The organism is Bradyrhizobium ferriligni (assembly GCF_056837965.1).
The window spans coordinates 41030-56337 of sequence record NZ_JBXEJO010000064.1 but is presented as its reverse complement, the minus strand read 5'-3'; the positions used below and the strand labels follow the sequence as shown (position 1 = coordinate 56337).

Below are 15308 nucleotides of genomic sequence, written 5' to 3'. Positions count from 1 at the left end.
TGCTGAACGTGCCGTTCGCAATCACCTGGCTGGAGGCCGCGATGTCGCCGGCGCCAGTCAGCGCTAGCGTGCCGTCCGCGATCGTGGTCGCGCCGGTGTAGGCCTGGACGCCGGACAGCGCCTGTGTGCCGCCGGTGAGCTGCAATCCGCCGGTGCCGCTGATCGTTCCGGCAAAGCTGTCGTGCGCGTTGGTGAGGATCAGGTCCTTTGTGCCCAGCGCGACGGTGCCGGCGCTGCTGCCGGCAAGACTCTGGATGTGCGCGTTGGCGTCCGACATGAGCGACAGATCGAGGATTGCGTCATCGACGACGCGGTTTGAGGTGGCGAGGGCATTGCCGGAGCCGGCGGTACCAGACAGCCGAAACGTGCCTTGTTGGATCACCGTGTCGCCGGTGTAGCTGTTGCCCACGCCAGTGAAGCTGAAGATCCCGGCGCCGGTCTTGGTCAATCCGCCGACGCCGCTGAAGCCGTTCGTTTGGAGGACCGTGAACCCGTTGTTATCGATGGTCAGTCCGCCGGCAGCGATGTTGTTCTGGGCGGCCGTTCCGCTGGAGACGGTGGGGGTGTTGATGGCCGCACGGAACGTGGCGTTGTCAAAATTGACCCGGCCGCCCGCGTTGCCAACGGTGATGCCGAAGCCGTGATTCTCCAGCGTGGCGTTGCTGATGTTGAGGGTGGCCGTGCCGGTGCCGGCCGGGCTGCCGACAATGACCCTGCTTGTGACGGAGACGGTCGCGCCGTCCGTAACGTTGAGCACGCTTGTGGCGCCAGCGAACAGGGAGATCGTGCTGCCGTTCAACCGGGAGCCGGCCCCTGTCACGGTGACTGTGGCGGTACCACCTACGACATCGCCGATAAAAACGCTGCTGCCTGTCAGCGTGGCGCCGTTTTGAATGGTGAGGTTGGTCGTTCCTCCCGCCAGGTCGCGAACATTGACCGTGAAGGCCGTACCGGTCGCCCCAGGGCTCACGCCGAGGACGACGTTTGAACCGGGCACGATGTTCACCGCGCCGCCCGCAACCGGCGCCGCTCCGCCGCTCCAGTTCGAGCCCACCGTCCAGTCGTTATTGGTGGCGCCGGTCCAGGTCTGCGCCGCGGCCGAGCCGGGCATCAGCGCCGAGAGCGCGGCCACCGAGGCGCTCATCAACAGCAGGCGATGGAGGTGCGCGCGCGCGCGGAATTGCGATGCAGTCCGGCGTGGATTGAGTGGATTGTCACCAACGTGTCGTGGTTTCGTCGCAGCCCCGATGCATTCGCGCATGGCGCTCAGTCCCTTGTTCTTGCCGCTGCCCGGCAGGTTGCATTCCGGCAAACCTTCGCCGGCAGCGGATGGGCGTCACGCTATGTGACTCAGTGTGAGCTGACAAATGAAGCTTGTTGCGCCCCGGCGAAACAAGGCGCAGTGTGCCCGCGATGCAACGTCCGCGCGATCCGATTAATCGATCGCTAACCAGTTGAGTTGTGCCGGGCGCGATATCGTGCGTCAGCGGATGTGAAGACCGCGGGACGGCGCGGCGCGTCGGCGGCATGGAAGGGCGCGGGCAGCCGGCATGGCACGCCCTGGCCGCACTGCGGGCCCGATCACGTTATCGCTGGCGGCGTTGACGTTGCCGGGCGGAGGCACGACATATCGCGTGCCGATCCCACCCGCCGCTCCGGAGCAAGCTATGAACGCCCCCAACATCGAGTCCGTTACGCCGCAGTCTGGCGGCGACGTGGTGGCCTGGCTGACCAACGAGACCCGCGACGAGCGCTTCATCGACAATATCTTCGCCGAGCTGTGCGTCCGGTTGCAGCAGACGGGTATTCCCCTCAAGCGGGCGACGATGAATCTCCTGATCCAGCATCCGCAATGGCTCGGCGCCCGGATCATCTGGGGCGACGGCAAGCGCGAGGCCGAGATCACGCGGGTCGACTACGAGGTCAGGGAGCGCTCGGAATATATCGGCAGCCCGGTCTACGAAATCCACCAGGGCGCCGGCGAAGTGCGCGAGCGGCTCGAACGGGCGCCTGGCCGCACGCACGCGCTTTTTGACGAGATGCGCGCGCAAGGCCTGACCGACTATGTGGCGTGGCCGCTGCTGCATACGCTCGGCAAGCGGCATGTCGTGACGTTCGCGACCGACCGGTCCGGCGGCTTCGATGACGCTGACATCGCCGAACTGCGCAAGGTGCTGCCGGTGCTGGCGCTGGTCAGCGAAATCCGGATGAAGAACCGTCTGGCGCGGACGCTGCTCGAGACCTATGTCGGCACCCATGCCGGCGAGATGATCCTCGCGGGTGCGACGCGGCGGGGCAGCGGGACCACGGTCCGCGCCGCGATCATGATCTGCGATCTCAGGGATTTCACCCGGATCTCCGACTCCTGGCCGCGCGACGACGTCATCGATCTCCTCAACGACTATTTCGACGCGATGTCGGAGCCGATCGCGCGGCACGGCGGTGAAATCCTGAAATTCATCGGCGACGGCCTGCTTGCGATTTTCCCGCTCAGCGATCCCAGGGCCTGCGCCAACCTGCTGCACGCGGTGTCCGAGGCGCGGCAGGCGATGGCGGCGCTGAGCGAAAAGAACAGCATGATGGGCCGGGCGCCGATGAATTACGGCATCGGCGTCCATGTCGGCGACGTCATGTACGGCAATATCGGATCGCGCAGCCGGCTCGACTTCACGGTGATCGGCCCCGCGGTGAACATGGCCTCGCGGCTCGAGGCTCTGACCAAGCAATTGGGACGAAACGTGCTGCTGTCGCGCGCCTTCGCCGATCTGGTCGAGCACGATTTCGCGCTCGAGCATGTTGGCGAGCATTCGGTGCGCGGTTTCAGCGAGCCGATCGAGCTGTTTGCGTATCGCGGCTGAGGCTCGATGGCCGAAAGCAGCGTGACGTGGGGCGCACGCACCGGCTGCGACGGCCCAATGTCGAAAAGGCTCCTGGCGTTAAGGAGATTGGCCGGACAGTTTCATCGCCGGCGCGCGCAACAATTGCTGCTCGGCATAGTTTGCCAGACGATCGTACTCTTCGGCGATCTTCAGAAGGTTCGCGCGGGAGTCTTGGTATCTGAACGAATCCGCCTTGGCGCGTGTCTTGGCGGCTCGATCCCGCCAATAGGCGGGGTTGGTCATGACGTTCTCGATCATAGCGCTTCCCCCTTTTCCCGGGGACTGCCCATAGACCAACGTCGCCGCGACAAGTCCGCTCCCTGAGGAACCCGGAACTCCGTTCACGCATGAAGAGTCACTGAAACATTCCGTTTGTTTCAGGCGAAGTTTATTTAAGCTGGATTCACACGCGTTATTTTCCCGCACGCCGGATCGCGCGAATGATTCGAGCACTGGGCAGGCTTTTTCATTAAGGAAAATTTTTGAAGGCCCAGAGGGGCGGCCTGATTATCGGAGCCGGCGGTTCGGCGTCAGCATGGGAATGGGGACGGCCTCGGCAACGCGAGACGCTGAGGCCGTTTTCCCTTGGTGCCGGGAACTCAGATCGAGGTGATCTTCTGCGCCGGCGCAGCCTGCTCGACGAAGCCCTTGGCGAGGGCGTGATAGACGCCTTCCTTGCAGATCAGGCGCGAGCTCGCGTGTGCAATCAGGGCCGCGGCCATCAAGGGCACGACCATCGCGTGATTGTCGGTCATCTCGGTGACGATCACGAAAGCGGTGATCGGTGCTTGAACCACGCCGGCGAAATAGGAGACCATGCCGAGCAGCATGATGGCCGGCAGCGGCGCGCCGTGAAAAAGCGGCGCGATGTTGGAGCCGAGCCCGGCACCGACCGCGAGCGAGGGCGCGAAGATGCCGCCCGGCATGCCGCTGATCGAGGCGAACGTGGTCGCCAGGAATTTCCAGACGCTGAAGCTCGCCGGCAATAGTGCTCCGGCTTCGAGCGCGGATTTGACCTGCTGATATCCCGTGCCATAGATCGCGCCGTCGGACGCAATCCCGCAAATCGCAGCCGCAAATCCGCAGATTGCGGCAAAGCCGATCGGATAACGCTTGATCGCGCGTCCGACCGGATTGGCGAATCCGCGTGCCATTGCGATCAGGATGCGACTGAACAGGCCGCCCGCAAGACCTCCGGCAACGCCGCAGAGCGGGACCGCGAGCCAGTCGGTGCCGTTGCGCAGGGCCGTCGCGCTGGTGCCGAAATACGTATAGTTGCCCATCAGCGCGAGCGAGGTCAGGCCGGCAGCGATCACCGCGCCGATGATCAGGCTGCTGGTTCTCGTCTCGAAGGCGCGGCTCATTTCCTCGATGCCGAACACGATCCCCGCCAACGGGGTGTTGAAGGCGGCCGCGACACCTGCGGCCGCGCCGGCAAGGATCAGGCCGGGTTGGCGCCGCGGCGAGAAGCGGCCGAGCGCAAACATGATCGAGGCGCCGATCTGCACGGTCGGTCCCTCGCGCCCGACCGACGCGCCACACAACAGGCCGAACAGGGTCAGCAGAATCTTGCCGGCCGCAACACGCAGCGAAACCAGGCTTTCGCGCGCGCTCTGGTCGGTCAGATGGCGTGCAGCAATCGCCTGCGGGATCCCGCTGCCTTGCGCGTTCTGAAAGAAGCGGTTGGTCAGAAACACCGACAGCGCGAACCCGGCCGGCGTCAGCACCAGCGAGGCATAATGGAAACGGGATACCACTGCGCCAAATGCGATCTGCGCCAGATCCGCGAGTTGTGCGAGTGCGACGGCCGCCGCACCGACCGCAATGCCGCCCAGCAAGAACAGGGCCCGGCGCTGCCAGCGCGCGGAGACCAGTCTGAACAGCCGCCTCTGGCGGTTGGAGGGGAAGGTCATTCTGACGAATTCTTAGCTCATGTCGTGGTCCGATACGAAGCGGATCACGTCATTCCTAGCACGCGTCGGCGGTATACGAAGCTCAAGAAATCAGCACGGTGTGCCGGCGCAGTCGCCAAACTCCAAGGCCGAAACGCGCGATACCGGCTGTGGGCCAGCTCTTAGGTGATGTTCAGGAGGTTCGCGCGTCAGTTTTGGTGTCTGAACGACTCCGCCCTGGCGCGTCCTTTCCCGCGGTGACCCATGATTGAGGGACGCGGAAAACTGGCACAAACTGCACTTTGCGCGGCTTTCGCCGCGGCGTATTTTGACCGCCCCATTGAAGGGCGCGTGTCATGTCCGAAGTGATTGTTCGAGCGGGCATCGTCGTGTTGGGACTTTGCCCAATCGCAATGGTTGCCGTTGCTCTGTTCATTTGATGGATGCTCACCTGGCCCGACCGCGCTACCCGGGCCGGTAGATGGCCCCAGCGCCTGCCCTCCCAGGCCCCCATAGGTTGCTGGGGCCGCTCAACAAGGAGGCCGCCGGTTGGCGGCCTCATTCTGCCTGATACTGAGTTGGGGAGGACAAATTCACCGGGATTGATGCCGCCCGAATGACACGGGCACTGAATCGAAAAGGGCCGTCGCATCGGCGGCCCTTTTCTGCCGGTTACAACAGGTCTGTAAAAACTCAGTCGTGAAAAAATGCTCTGCAAAGAACGGTAACGCCGGCAGATTGGTATTACGACCGTCCTATCTTTCCAGAAATCCGGATCAGTACGGTGTTCCTGCGGTGGAACTGGCGGCCTGCGCGCGAGCCGAAAGAAAGCCCTGCGTGCACTGCGATGCGAGGCGCGGTCGATCGTGCGCCTATCTCCGGCGCCGCTGCTTTCTCGGAAACAGCCGGTCGCGGATGTAGCGGGAGGTCGGCGTCAGGCGAAGGCCCCGCGGCTTCTGCCAGGCGGCGCGGTCGATCTCCTTCTTGTCGCCGATCGCCAGTCGACCCTTGGCGTTCTTGGCGATGAAGATCGCGTCGCTCATCCTGCGGCCGGAACGCTTGTTCCTGGCCGTCACTTCCTTCCACAGGCTGAGCCTGCCGAGCTTGAGCTTCGGCAGCTCCTCCTTGATTTCGCGCTTGATGCAATCCTTCCCCGTCTCGCGCGCGCGCCTGCGCCCGCCGGGGAACATCCACAGCCCGTCAGATCGGCGTCTAACCAGAAGAACCTTGCCGCGCTTCGCGGCTACCAGCTTGGAGGACTTGGGCATTGGAGTACTTGGGCATTTGCTGCGCAATGATCGAAATAGAATCGACCCATTTTAACTTGTCTATTTGTGTAGACAAGTTCGATGCCACATTGTTCCACAGTCGTGTGTCGGCTGTTTGTCTCTGACGGCTGCGCTCCTCGTTGCGTGCGGTCGCCCGTGGCTTCCTTGATCTCGCTTGATGTCCGGTACCTCACGTTGAATTCGTGAAAGCTGTTACGGCCGGTGACCGGAACTCACCCGGTTGCGTCGTGATAACGATACCCATGACGGACGACTCCACCGCTTGACTCAATGTTCTTGTTTTGTTCTAATTGCCTCCACCGGGAATTGGAGGACGCCATGGACAACCGCATCAGCGAAATTCGCAGACAGATCAGGGCGCTGCGCGTCAGCATGCTCGAGGCCGAAGCCATCATGCGCCAGCAGATCAACCGCGATGAGGACTGCGCCTTCGTCGCCGGGGACCTCTTGAAGATGCGGCTGGTCATGAGCCGCCTGGTCGAGGAGCGGGAGGTCCTGGACGACCGCGATCCGATCATCGTGCATGCGAGCGTTGCACCGCGCCGTCGCGCCGCGACGCCAGCCTTCATTCGCCCGGCGAAGCGAGAGCTGGCCGCCGGCGAAGCGCGTGCATGACGTCGCGCTCGGAATGCGGCGGCTGCGCGCCGAACTGCAAGACGTGATGTGCCGGAGGAAAGATGAGAGAGCCGCTTCGGTATTTCCACGACAGCGATGATCACGCGCCCTGGATCAAGGCGCTGGCCGAGGTCCGGCACATGGCGACGCGGGAAGGCTGGTGCTTTCACCACGTGCAGGCGATCATCGTGGCGATCGACCAGTATGCCGAGGCCGCGCTCGGCAATCGCGAGTTCTTCCTCAACCGGCCGCAGACCGTCGGCCCGGTGAGGCGAGGCGACGTGCCTTAGAGCGTTTTCCAGCGAAGTGGATACCGGTTCGCGTCAAGAAAACGCGTCAAAACAAAAATCTAGAGCCCCGTTCCGATTCAATCGGAACGGAAAAGGCTCTAACACGCTGATCAGCAGGCATACGCGTTCGGCGTCGCGGCAGCTCAACGCGCTGTCCGCGGCGGCGAAAGGCCTTGCTCAGGAAATGCCGGCTATTTCGTGTAGCCTTGACTGCTGCAGTACCACCAGGATTCGGCCGGCGATGCGCCATGCTCGATCACGTATTTCCGGCAGGCTTCGTAGCTGACCGCATAGCGCTTTCCACACGGTACCGCAGAGATGCCGAAATTGCTGGTGGAGCATGTGGATGCGGCATGGCCCGTCGACATCGACAGGACGCCGATAAAGGGTAGGACCGCTAGAAGTGACAGGGTCTTCATCATAGCCATCGCCTCCCAAGTTGGAGGACAGCGGGGCCGCCGTCCCCGCGGAGAACTTACTACATCAAACGCTGTTCACCACCGGATTTCGCTGATCTCACGCGCGATCTGCATCGTCACGCACGCCGTGTTCGTCGTCGTGTCCGGCGCATGACGCCTTCCGGGCGCAGGGGCCAAATGTCCCGGCCTGCCTGAGGCGGCCGGGATGGCCAATCCGCTGCCGGCGACATATCGTGACGGTCCGCGGCCGAATCTGAGGCGGATCGTTCATCGCCGGGTCATGTCCATCCGGCCATCGTCAGCGCCGCGCCCGCGAGGGGCGGCGGCACATTTGCGAAGGAGTTTCGGATGATCAGGGGCTGGCAGGTTGCGACGTCGGCGCTCGCCATCGTCGTGATGGTTGCAACGCTGGGGGCTGAGGCGAACGCGGCGCAGTGCGGCAACGGGCCCGGCGGGTTCGAAGCCTGGAAGCAGCAGTTCTCGGGCGAGGCGAGCGCCAAGGGCATCGGCGCCACCGCGATCGCCGCGCTGATGCAGACCCATTATGCCAGTGCGACGATTGCTGCAGATCGCGGCCAGCGCAGCTTCGGCCTGTCGCTCGAGCAATTCATGGCCAAGCGCGGATCGGCGACCATCGTGGCGCGCGGCCGATCGCTGAAGCAGTCGCAGGCGGCGCTGTTCGCCTCGATCCAGCAGCGCTATGGCGTGCCGCCGGGACCGTTGATCGCGATTTGGGGCATGGAGAGCGGCTTTGGCAGCCAGCGCGGCAACCAGAACATGCTGTCCTCGATCGCAACGCTTGCCTATGACTGCCGCCGTCCGGAGTTCTTCACCGACCAGCTCTATGCGGCGCTGAAGCTCGTCGACCGCGGCACTTTGTCCGGGAGCACGCGCGGCTCGATGCATGGCGAGATCGGCCAGACCCAGTTCATGCCGAAGAACGTCCTCGCCTACGGCACCGGCAATCTCGACGTCGCGGCCAACGCGCTGAGCTCGACGGCGAACTTCCTGCGCGCCCATGGCTGGCGCGCCGGCGCCGGCTATCAGCCCGGGGAACCCAACTTCGCTGCGATCGAGGCGTGGAACGCGGCAGGCGTCTACCAGAAGGCGATCGCCATCATGGGACGGCAGATCGACGGCCAATGAGCGCAGGCGCGAGTTCCTTCATCGCCTGTTAACGCAACGATGCCCAGATCGTGCGCTGTGAAACGGGAGCAGATGGAAACCGGCTCCATGCTCAAGAACGGCACCTACGCGGCGTGGTTTCGAACGTCGCTTGCGGACGGCACCGGCATCGTGCACGTCGCCGATGGCAGGCTGTGGGGCAGCGACGCGGTCATGCTCTACAGCGGCACCTATGAGGTCGACGGCGAGCGCTTCTCCGCCGTGCTCACCACGCAGCGGCACTCCAGGGACGGCACGACCGTGTTCGGCACCGACGATCTCGTGGTGCGGCTCGAGGGCATCTGGACCGGTGCGATCGCGACCTGCACGGGCAGGGCGGACGCCGTGCCCGATCTTGCCTTCGAGGTGACGCTGATTCCGAGCCAGGAGGTGGCGCCCGAGCCGCCGCCGGATCTGCCGCTGCCGAAGTTCGACCCGAGCAAGCTTCCGAAGCTGCCGAAACGCTCCAGCCGCTAAGGCATGATCCGGAAAAGTGCGAAGCGGTTTTCCCGCGCGACAAACGCCAAAGGCGTTTGCGCGGGGATCATGCGCTACGCGTCGCGCGGGCCCGCGGTCTCCGGAAAGGGCGCGCCGGGGATGTAGAGCTTCAGCGCGCGGATCTCGTAGACCGCCGACGGGTTGACGCTGCGCAGGTCGCGCGCCGCGGCGATCGCCTCCGCTTCATCGGCGCAATCGATCACGTAGAAGCCGAGCAATTGCTCCTTGGTCTCGGAGAACGGCCCGTCGATCACCATGCCGTGGCCGGGCCCACGCAGCGTGCTGGCGTTGCGGGTATCGCCGAGCCGCGCAGCCGGGCCGAGCTTGCCCTTCAGTCGTTGATGGACCTCGCGCAGACCCGTCATCACGGCAGCGTCCTCCTCGGCGTTCCACGACTTGACCTCGGCTTCGACGTGATAGGCCAGGATGGCATAAAGCATCTGATGTGCTCCTATTTCTGATGCGACAGGCCCAAGGACGTCTCGCGGCGATCCGAGCCGACATTTCATCTGTAGCGGATCGGACGGTTTCTGTGCTGCGACAAGGTATCCCGGCGGCCGGCATGGCGGCGGCGAATCGCGCAGGCCAAAACAGTAAAAAGGCGCGGCGGATGAGCTTCCGCCGCGCCCCCGATTTTGATGTCTCGCTGGTCCAGGGCTGAGAGCGCCCCGATGCCAGGCTGATTGCTCAGGTCCTAGCGGGCGATCCCAGCGAGGTGACAGCGCTTGAGACAAGACACTAGATCACCTCCTTTCTTTGTTGATGGGACTTCCAATATAGGTGCCGAATCCGCCGCTGTTAAGGCCGCCTCCGGCCCGTCCGCGCCAGGAAACCGACCGGATTGCGGCGAAATGGTTTCTTTTACGGAGAATCAGAACGCACGCCGAGGCAGTTGAGGCCACCGCCCGGCCGTGTTAGATGAACGCGAGATGCGGGTGTAGCTCAATGGTAGAGCAGCAGCCTTCCAAGCTGAATACGAGGGTTCGATTCCCTTCACCCGCTCCAGTATTCTCAAGCACTTATCAGATTACTTGATTCCCATTCCGACACGACTGGGAAATCCATTCCGACAAATGTTCACTTTCTGGCCGCCTGCTTGCGCCACTTGATGCGCTTGATCTGTGCATCCTGCTTGGCCTCGTCGTCGTGATGGAGGTAATGCGCCATCGCCTTGGTCGATGACCATTGGCCCTTCTTCATCAGCTGCGTTTCTGTGAGGCCGGACGTGCTCGCTTCGGTGGTCCCGCCATGCCGGCCAAACGACGTGAAGGTCAGCTCGGGACGCAAACCAGCGGCTAGAATGATCTTCTTCGAAATGCGCTCGACTTGAGTCAGCATCTCGCCCTTGCCGCTCCAGGGCAGACTGCTGCCATCTCGCCGCAGCATCAGGCCGCCCGTCGGTCGCAATGCTTTCATCGCGTCGAGCTCGGCCATCAGAAGGGGATAGAGCGGCTTACCCTTCTTATCGAAGAGCGGCTCCCACGAGCCCGTGCTCGTCTTGTAGTTGATGACATAGACGTGGTTCGGGCGGCTTTCCGGCCGATAGTGCTCCGCCATGAACCGGATGAAGATATGGGCCTTGCGCTGCAGCCATTCCCAACCGATCAGGACACCGGTTGCCAATGACGGATAGCCCAGCTCGATCGCTTTCGCACGAAACGCCGCCAGCTCGTCAAAATTGGCATGCGGCGTTTCGCGCGAGGTCGATTGCAGGCCCATCTTCTCAAATGGATTCTTCGGCGGAAACAGGTGAGGGTGTGCCCGTGAGATCGTGTTCCATGCGCCGCGAGCAGTCTTCATCGCGTGGTTCACGGTCGTGCGGCGTTCGATCTTCTCGCCGTCGACATCCTTGTAGAGCAGCTTCTCGAACAGGTCGTCCGCAAATGCCGTATCGATGCTCGAAACGCGCCGCGTGCCCAGGCGCCTTCCATCCTTCAACAGGTATTCGCAGATCATCTTGATACCGGTTTCATGCACACGGCATTGACCAGGACTCAAAGGCTGCAACCGCTTCGCGGTCTTCTGTTTCCAGGTTCGACGATACTCGTGAAACATCCAATCGAGCGTTCCGATTACGACGCCGACGCCCGCGGGGTTCGCATCGTCGCCGCCCGTCACCCAGCTGTCGAACGCAGGCAGCAAGATCTTCTCGGCGCGCTGCACGGCCAGCTCATAATCGGCACCCAGCGGCTCGTTCTTGACCGGACAACCTTTTTTGCGTGCCCACGTTGGCACGTCAAAGAAATATGCAATTCTTCCAGTCCGAAGGCGCTTGCGCCTTATGTAGCGAGGCAACGGCAGCGCCGAGCGTCCCACTCTCATCACAGTAAGCTCCTGGACACCTCCGGGTCGTCCTCAGGATCTATTGGAATCGATCTTTCTCCCCGCATCAACACGGAAATTCTTCCGTCAGGCCAAATCTCGACCCGCGCGACTTTTCCACCGCTGTCGAGGACGCCTCTGACAGCGCGCTTAACGTCTGCTTCGGTAAATCGGACTCTCGACATCCGGGCTGGCGGGTGCGGAAATGAAAGAGCAGTTGATGGCTTATTCAAGCATAACCCTCGCGGATCGCGCTACTGAGTGTAGAAGAAGCTTGGTGCATGGTGGGGCACCTAGAGGGCTCTAGATTTGGAATAGGGCAGAGCGATCACAGAAGAGGCTAGCGATCATATTTCGTTGAGATCGTAAGAACGGCGGACCAAGGTGGGATTTTTGCCGCTGCTGTGTGGCAGAAGCTGGCTCAAACTTCCCAGCGATGGATTAGAGCCGGACGTGCCGTCGCCGAACCGGCAAGCATCATGGGCGAGCCTAACCGGTTGTCCAAGACCGCGCACATCGGAGCAACTGCCAGGCACGCCGATTTGCTTTGCTTGTATCCTCCTTGCGATGGCTTCCGATCCAGGGGACCAAGGCGATGGCGGGGATAATATTGGGACATCGCGCTCCTTGCGGATGTTTCGACGACCGTCATAGTTGATCTGCTAGACGTGCCCAGCGCGCCTATTGTCGGGAAACGCCTCCGCAGCTGGCTCTGCACTTCATCTCCGCCGAGGACGATTCCTGCTTCAGGCTTGACGACCTATGGCAGCCGTCCCGCCGTCCGAAACCCTCGCACGCTTCTTTTTTCCCCGCCGGCAAGCCGGCTCCTCGCGGCCGCTTCGCTGCAAAAAAAGAGCTCTCTCGGGTGCGCCGCTGCGCTTCGCCCCAAAAGGTTCGGCAGCGTTCCGGCCGCCATGACGGTCTCGCCATCGCAGGGGATCGGCCCAGCGACAACGAAGGAGACAGACCATGACTGCAATCGGATTCGTCACCCGCACGGACAACGGCGGCTTCAGGGGCGAGCTCAAGACCTTGTCCATCCGTGCCCACATCGACATCGTCCCCAACAGCGGTAAGTCGACTGAGGCTCAGCCAGATTTCCGCATCATCGCCCAGGGAATTGAGATCGGTGCCGGCTGGATCCGGCGCGGCGAGAGCAGCGGCAAGGACTACGTCAGCCTGTCGCTCGCGGCGCCTGAACTTGGGTCTCGCAAGCTCTACGCCAACCTTGGCCGAGCCGTCGGCTTGGGCGATGACAACGGCTTCTTCCTGATCTGGAATCCTGGCGACTAGCTAGCTCCGAGATTTTGAGCTCCCGCGCTTCACGCGGGAGCCTTTTCCTGTCTCCGGGCGGCCGGCTATCGACTGTCGTTGCCCGTAGCCTGGACGAGCTTTTCTGTTCGATGGCGCGTTCCGCGCGCGGGCAATCGGACGCGGAACAGCACTCGATCCGTGTGCTTTGGAGCGGTCGGCGGCCGCGAAAGCGAGTGCAAACTCGAGAATTTTCTCTGGCATTTTGCCTAAGGACGGGGTTTGAGGGGCGCCGCCCCTCACCCCTGCAAGAGCTTCTTTCGTCGTCCGGCGCAGCAAGTCGGTCGCACGTCGCAGCCCTGCTGCTCGGTGCAACCGCTTTGCGCGCCATCGGATTCGCGCCGCTCTGCCGGCGCCGAAACAAGCGCTTGCCCCCGAAACCCCGGCTTCGCCGACGGGCAGGCGGCATGGCGAAAGCGATGCGCTGCGCCGATTTTCAAGCGGCCCTTCGGAGTCCCAAGAGTGAGATTCTACGATGGCAAAATTGACGAAGGTCGAGGCCAAGGCACATGCAAAGGCTGTCGAACTGCTCACGAAGACACAGGGATGCGATCGCCTGGGATGCCGTTCAATGAGAATTTCGGTCGCGCAGGCCTTCTGTTGCGCTAGGCCGGGTCCCTCGCTGAAGCTTCTTCGTCAGGCTGATAGCTTCACGCATGTCGTCTGCGGCTGACGCGCGCATGGCGTGCTCAAATCAAGAGATCGACGGCCTACGCTTATGTGGCTCGCCAAAACCTTGGGCCGCGACGCTGCGTTAGGCTCCATTTCCTGGATCATATTCCCAGCCGTTCCTCACGCGTGATCGTAGACCCGGCGACCTTCCGCATTCGGCGCGATTTCGAGAATATGTCCAGGCGTCCTTCTTCGGTCTTCGGATGGGTTTGTTCCGAACGCTGCTTTGAAGGCCTTGCTCAAATGAGATCCGTCCACAAAGCCGGTTTCGGCCGCGATCGAAGCCAGGGTCATCTCGGTCTTCATCATCCAGCGCGCGTGCTTCAATCGAAGGCGCAAGTACGCGTTTTGCGGTGATTGACCGGTTTCATCCTTAAAGAGACGTTCCAGTTGCCGGGTGCTGAGGCGCACCTTGGCGGCCAGCTTCGCGATTGAAAGAGGTGACGAGAGGTTCTGCTCCATGATGAGGAGCGCTCGAGAGATACGTCCGTCGTTTCCCACGAACTCCGTGGGCGGAGCGGATTGCGCAGTTGATCCAGGCAGCATTTGATCGATCTGCATGATGTGGAGGGCCTTCTGCGCATTGGAGTGTCCCAGCCGCAACTCGACAATATAAGCGGCGAGATAAGCTGCGCCGATTCCACCGGAGCACGTGATACGTCTACCGTCCACCACATAGAGCTGGTCGGCGATAGGCAACGTGTCGCCGAACTCCTCAAGGAAATCCCGATAATGGTACCAGCTGATGCAGCACTTCTTCTGGCGTAGCAGTCCAAGCCGCCAGAGAATGAAGCTGCCTGTACAGACGCCGACGATCGAGGCGTTCGAATCGGCCGCGGCGATGAGATACCGGCCTGTGCGATCGTCGATCTGAGGCCCCTCGTGAAGGAGGCCGCCGACGACGACGATGTAATCCAGTTCGCGCGGTTCGATGAACTTGGACGTGGGGGTCACCAAGACCCCACTGCTGGATCGCACCGCCCCGCCGCTGGCTGACATGATGTGCCAGTGGCAACGGATCTGGCGGCTGTTGTCGCCATCGTCGGCCGCCAGGCGCAGCACATCCAGGAAATTCGAAAATGCAGTCAGCGTGAAGTTGTTGGATAAGATAAATCCAACGCGAAGTGGCCGAACCGCCTTTTCCATCACATCCTCCCGAGTAGCACGCCAAGGTTCGACCTCGACTTTTCTGTCGTCAAACCATAATGGAGCCAACGGCCAAGCAAAAACAAGGCCAGACTGCTGGGCGGCACTGTGGAACAACGTCGCGAGGGAGCGTTTTCAGGAAGTTAAGGGGTTGTCGTCCGAGGAATGATGCGGGTGTGCGGGGGGTCTACCGGAAGTTCAGGAATGATGATCGACAATGGCACCGCGGAAAGAGCGGAGAAGTGCCGCTAAAAAAATGGCGTGAATGTCCGTTGTGTCGCAGCTCAAGGGCGTGGCCCTCAAGCGCCCAGGTCGTCATCGTTCGTGTCCACATAGACTGCTTCGCGACCCGACAGGGCCAGGAATTTGGCGAATGCCTCCTGAGAGAGCGACGTTGTGCGTTGATTGTTAAGGGGATGGCAATTGATTGCAGTCGCGCTCGCCAATTTGTTGTCGAGAAGAAGCTTCACCCGTCCAGACTTATCGTTGACTATCGCCAGCATGGATACGGCGCCAGGGCGTATGCCCAGCATCTCCATCAGCGCGTCGGGAGAGCCGAAAGAAAGACCGCCTTTGGCGCCGATCTTCTTTGCGAGCTGCTTCAGATTGATCGCGGCATTCTCGTCGGTCACGAAGAGGAAATAGTTCTTCTTTCCGTCGCGAAGAAACAGATTCTTCGTGTGGAGGCCCGGAATATCGCCGCGGAGAGCTTTCGATTCCTCGACGGTGTGAACCGCGGGATGTTCAAACGTCTTGGCGGCGATTCCGCTCTTTTCGAGATGCGCGAGCAATTCATCACTTTCGGTCATGG

The 15308-nt window shown here is 62.1% G+C and carries 15 protein-coding genes and 1 tRNA gene; 7 read left to right on the top strand and 9 right to left on the bottom strand.

The window, feature by feature from the left end; all coding sequences use genetic code 11:
• A partial coding sequence (locus tag AC1VNY_RS31370) for an autotransporter-associated beta strand repeat-containing protein (RefSeq protein ID WP_482408063.1) occupies window positions 1-1312 on the bottom strand: 1312 nt, incomplete at its 3' end.
• 355 nt (window positions 1313-1667) lie between these two features.
• On the opposite strand from AC1VNY_RS31370, the gene AC1VNY_RS31365 reads away from it, so the two are divergent.
• Window positions 1668-2858: an adenylate/guanylate cyclase domain-containing protein gene (locus AC1VNY_RS31365; protein ID WP_482408062.1), complete on the top strand. Its 1191-nt coding sequence runs from the start codon at window positions 1668-1670 to the stop codon at window positions 2856-2858.
• Window positions 2859-2936: 78 nt separating this feature from the next.
• On the opposite strand, the gene AC1VNY_RS31360 is transcribed toward AC1VNY_RS31365, so the two are convergent.
• The 3 genes from AC1VNY_RS31360 to AC1VNY_RS31350 all read right to left on the bottom strand — a co-directional run bounded on the left by AC1VNY_RS31360 (window position 2937) and on the right by AC1VNY_RS31350 (window position 6039).
• On the bottom strand, window positions 2937-3137 hold the full coding sequence (locus AC1VNY_RS31360) for a hypothetical protein (protein WP_482408061.1): 201 nt from the start codon (window positions 3135-3137) through the stop codon (window positions 2937-2939).
• Between the two features lie 341 nt (window positions 3138-3478).
• Window positions 3479-4792, bottom strand: coding sequence for a chloride channel protein (locus tag AC1VNY_RS31355; protein ID WP_482408060.1), 1314 nt, complete (start codon window positions 4790-4792; stop codon window positions 3479-3481).
• 851 nt (window positions 4793-5643) lie between these two features.
• Complete coding sequence (locus AC1VNY_RS31350; RefSeq protein ID WP_028339396.1) at window positions 5644-6039, bottom strand: NUDIX hydrolase; 396 nt, start codon at window positions 6037-6039, stop codon at window positions 5644-5646.
• A 339-nt stretch (window positions 6040-6378) separates the two neighbouring features.
• On the opposite strand from AC1VNY_RS31350, the gene AC1VNY_RS31345 reads away from it, so the two are divergent.
• Together AC1VNY_RS31345 and AC1VNY_RS31340 are read left to right on the top strand one after the other, a co-directional pair.
• Window positions 6379-6675, top strand: a complete 297-nt coding sequence (locus AC1VNY_RS31345) for a hypothetical protein (RefSeq protein ID WP_482408059.1) — start codon at window positions 6379-6381, stop codon at window positions 6673-6675.
• 62 nt (window positions 6676-6737) lie between these two features.
• Entirely contained in the window at window positions 6738-6965 is a 228-nt protein-coding gene (locus AC1VNY_RS31340) for a hypothetical protein (RefSeq protein WP_016843397.1), read from the top strand.
• A 191-nt stretch (window positions 6966-7156) separates the two neighbouring features.
• On the opposite strand, the gene AC1VNY_RS31335 is transcribed toward AC1VNY_RS31340, so the two are convergent.
• Window positions 7157-7387, bottom strand: a complete 231-nt coding sequence (locus AC1VNY_RS31335; RefSeq protein WP_225160192.1) for a hypothetical protein — start codon at window positions 7385-7387, stop codon at window positions 7157-7159.
• A 345-nt stretch (window positions 7388-7732) separates the two neighbouring features.
• Between AC1VNY_RS31335 and AC1VNY_RS31330 the strand changes: the two genes are divergently transcribed.
• Window positions 7733-8530 (top strand): lytic murein transglycosylase, encoded by a 798-nt coding sequence (locus tag AC1VNY_RS31330; RefSeq protein ID WP_038383190.1) that lies wholly within the window; start codon window positions 7733-7735, stop codon window positions 8528-8530.
• A 72-nt stretch (window positions 8531-8602) separates the two neighbouring features.
• The gene (locus AC1VNY_RS31325; RefSeq protein WP_018272222.1) at window positions 8603-9025 is read left to right on the top strand and encodes a hypothetical protein; all 423 of its coding nucleotides are present in this window, start codon (window positions 8603-8605) and stop codon (window positions 9023-9025) included.
• A 74-nt stretch (window positions 9026-9099) separates the two neighbouring features.
• Here AC1VNY_RS31325 and AC1VNY_RS31320 read toward each other — a convergent pair whose 3' ends face one another.
• Window positions 9100-9486, bottom strand: a complete 387-nt coding sequence (locus AC1VNY_RS31320; protein WP_028335390.1) for a YciI family protein — start codon at window positions 9484-9486, stop codon at window positions 9100-9102.
• Window positions 9487-9977: 491 nt separating this feature from the next.
• Here AC1VNY_RS31320 and AC1VNY_RS31315 point away from each other — a divergent pair.
• Window positions 9978-10051, top strand: a tRNA-Gly gene (locus tag AC1VNY_RS31315).
• Between the two features lie 72 nt (window positions 10052-10123).
• Here the strand turns inward: AC1VNY_RS31315 and AC1VNY_RS31310 are convergent.
• Entirely contained in the window at window positions 10124-11368 is a 1245-nt protein-coding gene (locus AC1VNY_RS31310) for a site-specific integrase (RefSeq protein WP_482408058.1), read from the bottom strand.
• Between the two features lie 969 nt (window positions 11369-12337).
• Between AC1VNY_RS31310 and AC1VNY_RS31305 the strand changes: the two genes are divergently transcribed.
• The gene (locus AC1VNY_RS31305) at window positions 12338-12661 is read left to right on the top strand and encodes a DUF736 domain-containing protein (RefSeq protein ID WP_482408057.1); all 324 of its coding nucleotides are present in this window, start codon (window positions 12338-12340) and stop codon (window positions 12659-12661) included.
• Window positions 12662-13471: 810 nt separating this feature from the next.
• On the opposite strand, the gene AC1VNY_RS31300 is transcribed toward AC1VNY_RS31305, so the two are convergent.
• Both AC1VNY_RS31300 and AC1VNY_RS31295 read right to left on the bottom strand, forming a co-directional pair.
• Window positions 13472-14497 carry a GlxA family transcriptional regulator gene (locus tag AC1VNY_RS31300; RefSeq protein ID WP_482408056.1) on the bottom strand — a complete coding sequence of 342 codons (1026 nt, stop codon included), beginning with the start codon at window positions 14495-14497 and terminating at the stop codon, window positions 13472-13474.
• Between the two features lie 299 nt (window positions 14498-14796).
• Window positions 14797-15306 carry a prolyl-tRNA synthetase associated domain-containing protein gene (locus AC1VNY_RS31295; RefSeq protein WP_482408055.1) on the bottom strand — a complete coding sequence of 170 codons (510 nt, stop codon included), beginning with the start codon at window positions 15304-15306 and terminating at the stop codon, window positions 14797-14799.
• Window positions 15307-15308 lie beyond the last annotated feature (2 nt).

Coding starts and splice junctions, on each gene's coding strand:
- AC1VNY_RS31365 (WP_482408062.1), top strand. CDS start 1,668: ATGAACGCCCCCAACATCGAGTCCGTTACGCCGCAGTCTGGCGGCGAC.
- AC1VNY_RS31360 (WP_482408061.1), bottom strand. CDS start 3,137: ATGATCGAGAACGTCATGACCAACCCCGCCTATTGGCGGGATCGAGCC.
- AC1VNY_RS31355 (WP_482408060.1), bottom strand. CDS start 4,792: ATGACCTTCCCCTCCAACCGCCAGAGGCGGCTGTTCAGACTGGTCTCC.
- AC1VNY_RS31350 (WP_028339396.1), bottom strand. CDS start 6,039: ATGCCCAAGTCCTCCAAGCTGGTAGCCGCGAAGCGCGGCAAGGTTCTT.
- AC1VNY_RS31345 (WP_482408059.1), top strand. CDS start 6,379: ATGGACAACCGCATCAGCGAAATTCGCAGACAGATCAGGGCGCTGCGC.
- AC1VNY_RS31340 (WP_016843397.1), top strand. CDS start 6,738: ATGAGAGAGCCGCTTCGGTATTTCCACGACAGCGATGATCACGCGCCC.
- AC1VNY_RS31335 (WP_225160192.1), bottom strand. CDS start 7,387: ATGATGAAGACCCTGTCACTTCTAGCGGTCCTACCCTTTATCGGCGTC.
- AC1VNY_RS31330 (WP_038383190.1), top strand. CDS start 7,733: ATGATCAGGGGCTGGCAGGTTGCGACGTCGGCGCTCGCCATCGTCGTG.
- AC1VNY_RS31325 (WP_018272222.1), top strand. CDS start 8,603: ATGGAAACCGGCTCCATGCTCAAGAACGGCACCTACGCGGCGTGGTTT.
- AC1VNY_RS31320 (WP_028335390.1), bottom strand. CDS start 9,486: ATGCTTTATGCCATCCTGGCCTATCACGTCGAAGCCGAGGTCAAGTCG.
- AC1VNY_RS31310 (WP_482408058.1), bottom strand. CDS start 11,368: ATGAGAGTGGGACGCTCGGCGCTGCCGTTGCCTCGCTACATAAGGCGC.
- AC1VNY_RS31305 (WP_482408057.1), top strand. CDS start 12,338: ATGACTGCAATCGGATTCGTCACCCGCACGGACAACGGCGGCTTCAGG.
- AC1VNY_RS31300 (WP_482408056.1), bottom strand. CDS start 14,497: ATGGAAAAGGCGGTTCGGCCACTTCGCGTTGGATTTATCTTATCCAAC.
- AC1VNY_RS31295 (WP_482408055.1), bottom strand. CDS start 15,306: ATGACCGAAAGTGATGAATTGCTCGCGCATCTCGAAAAGAGCGGAATC.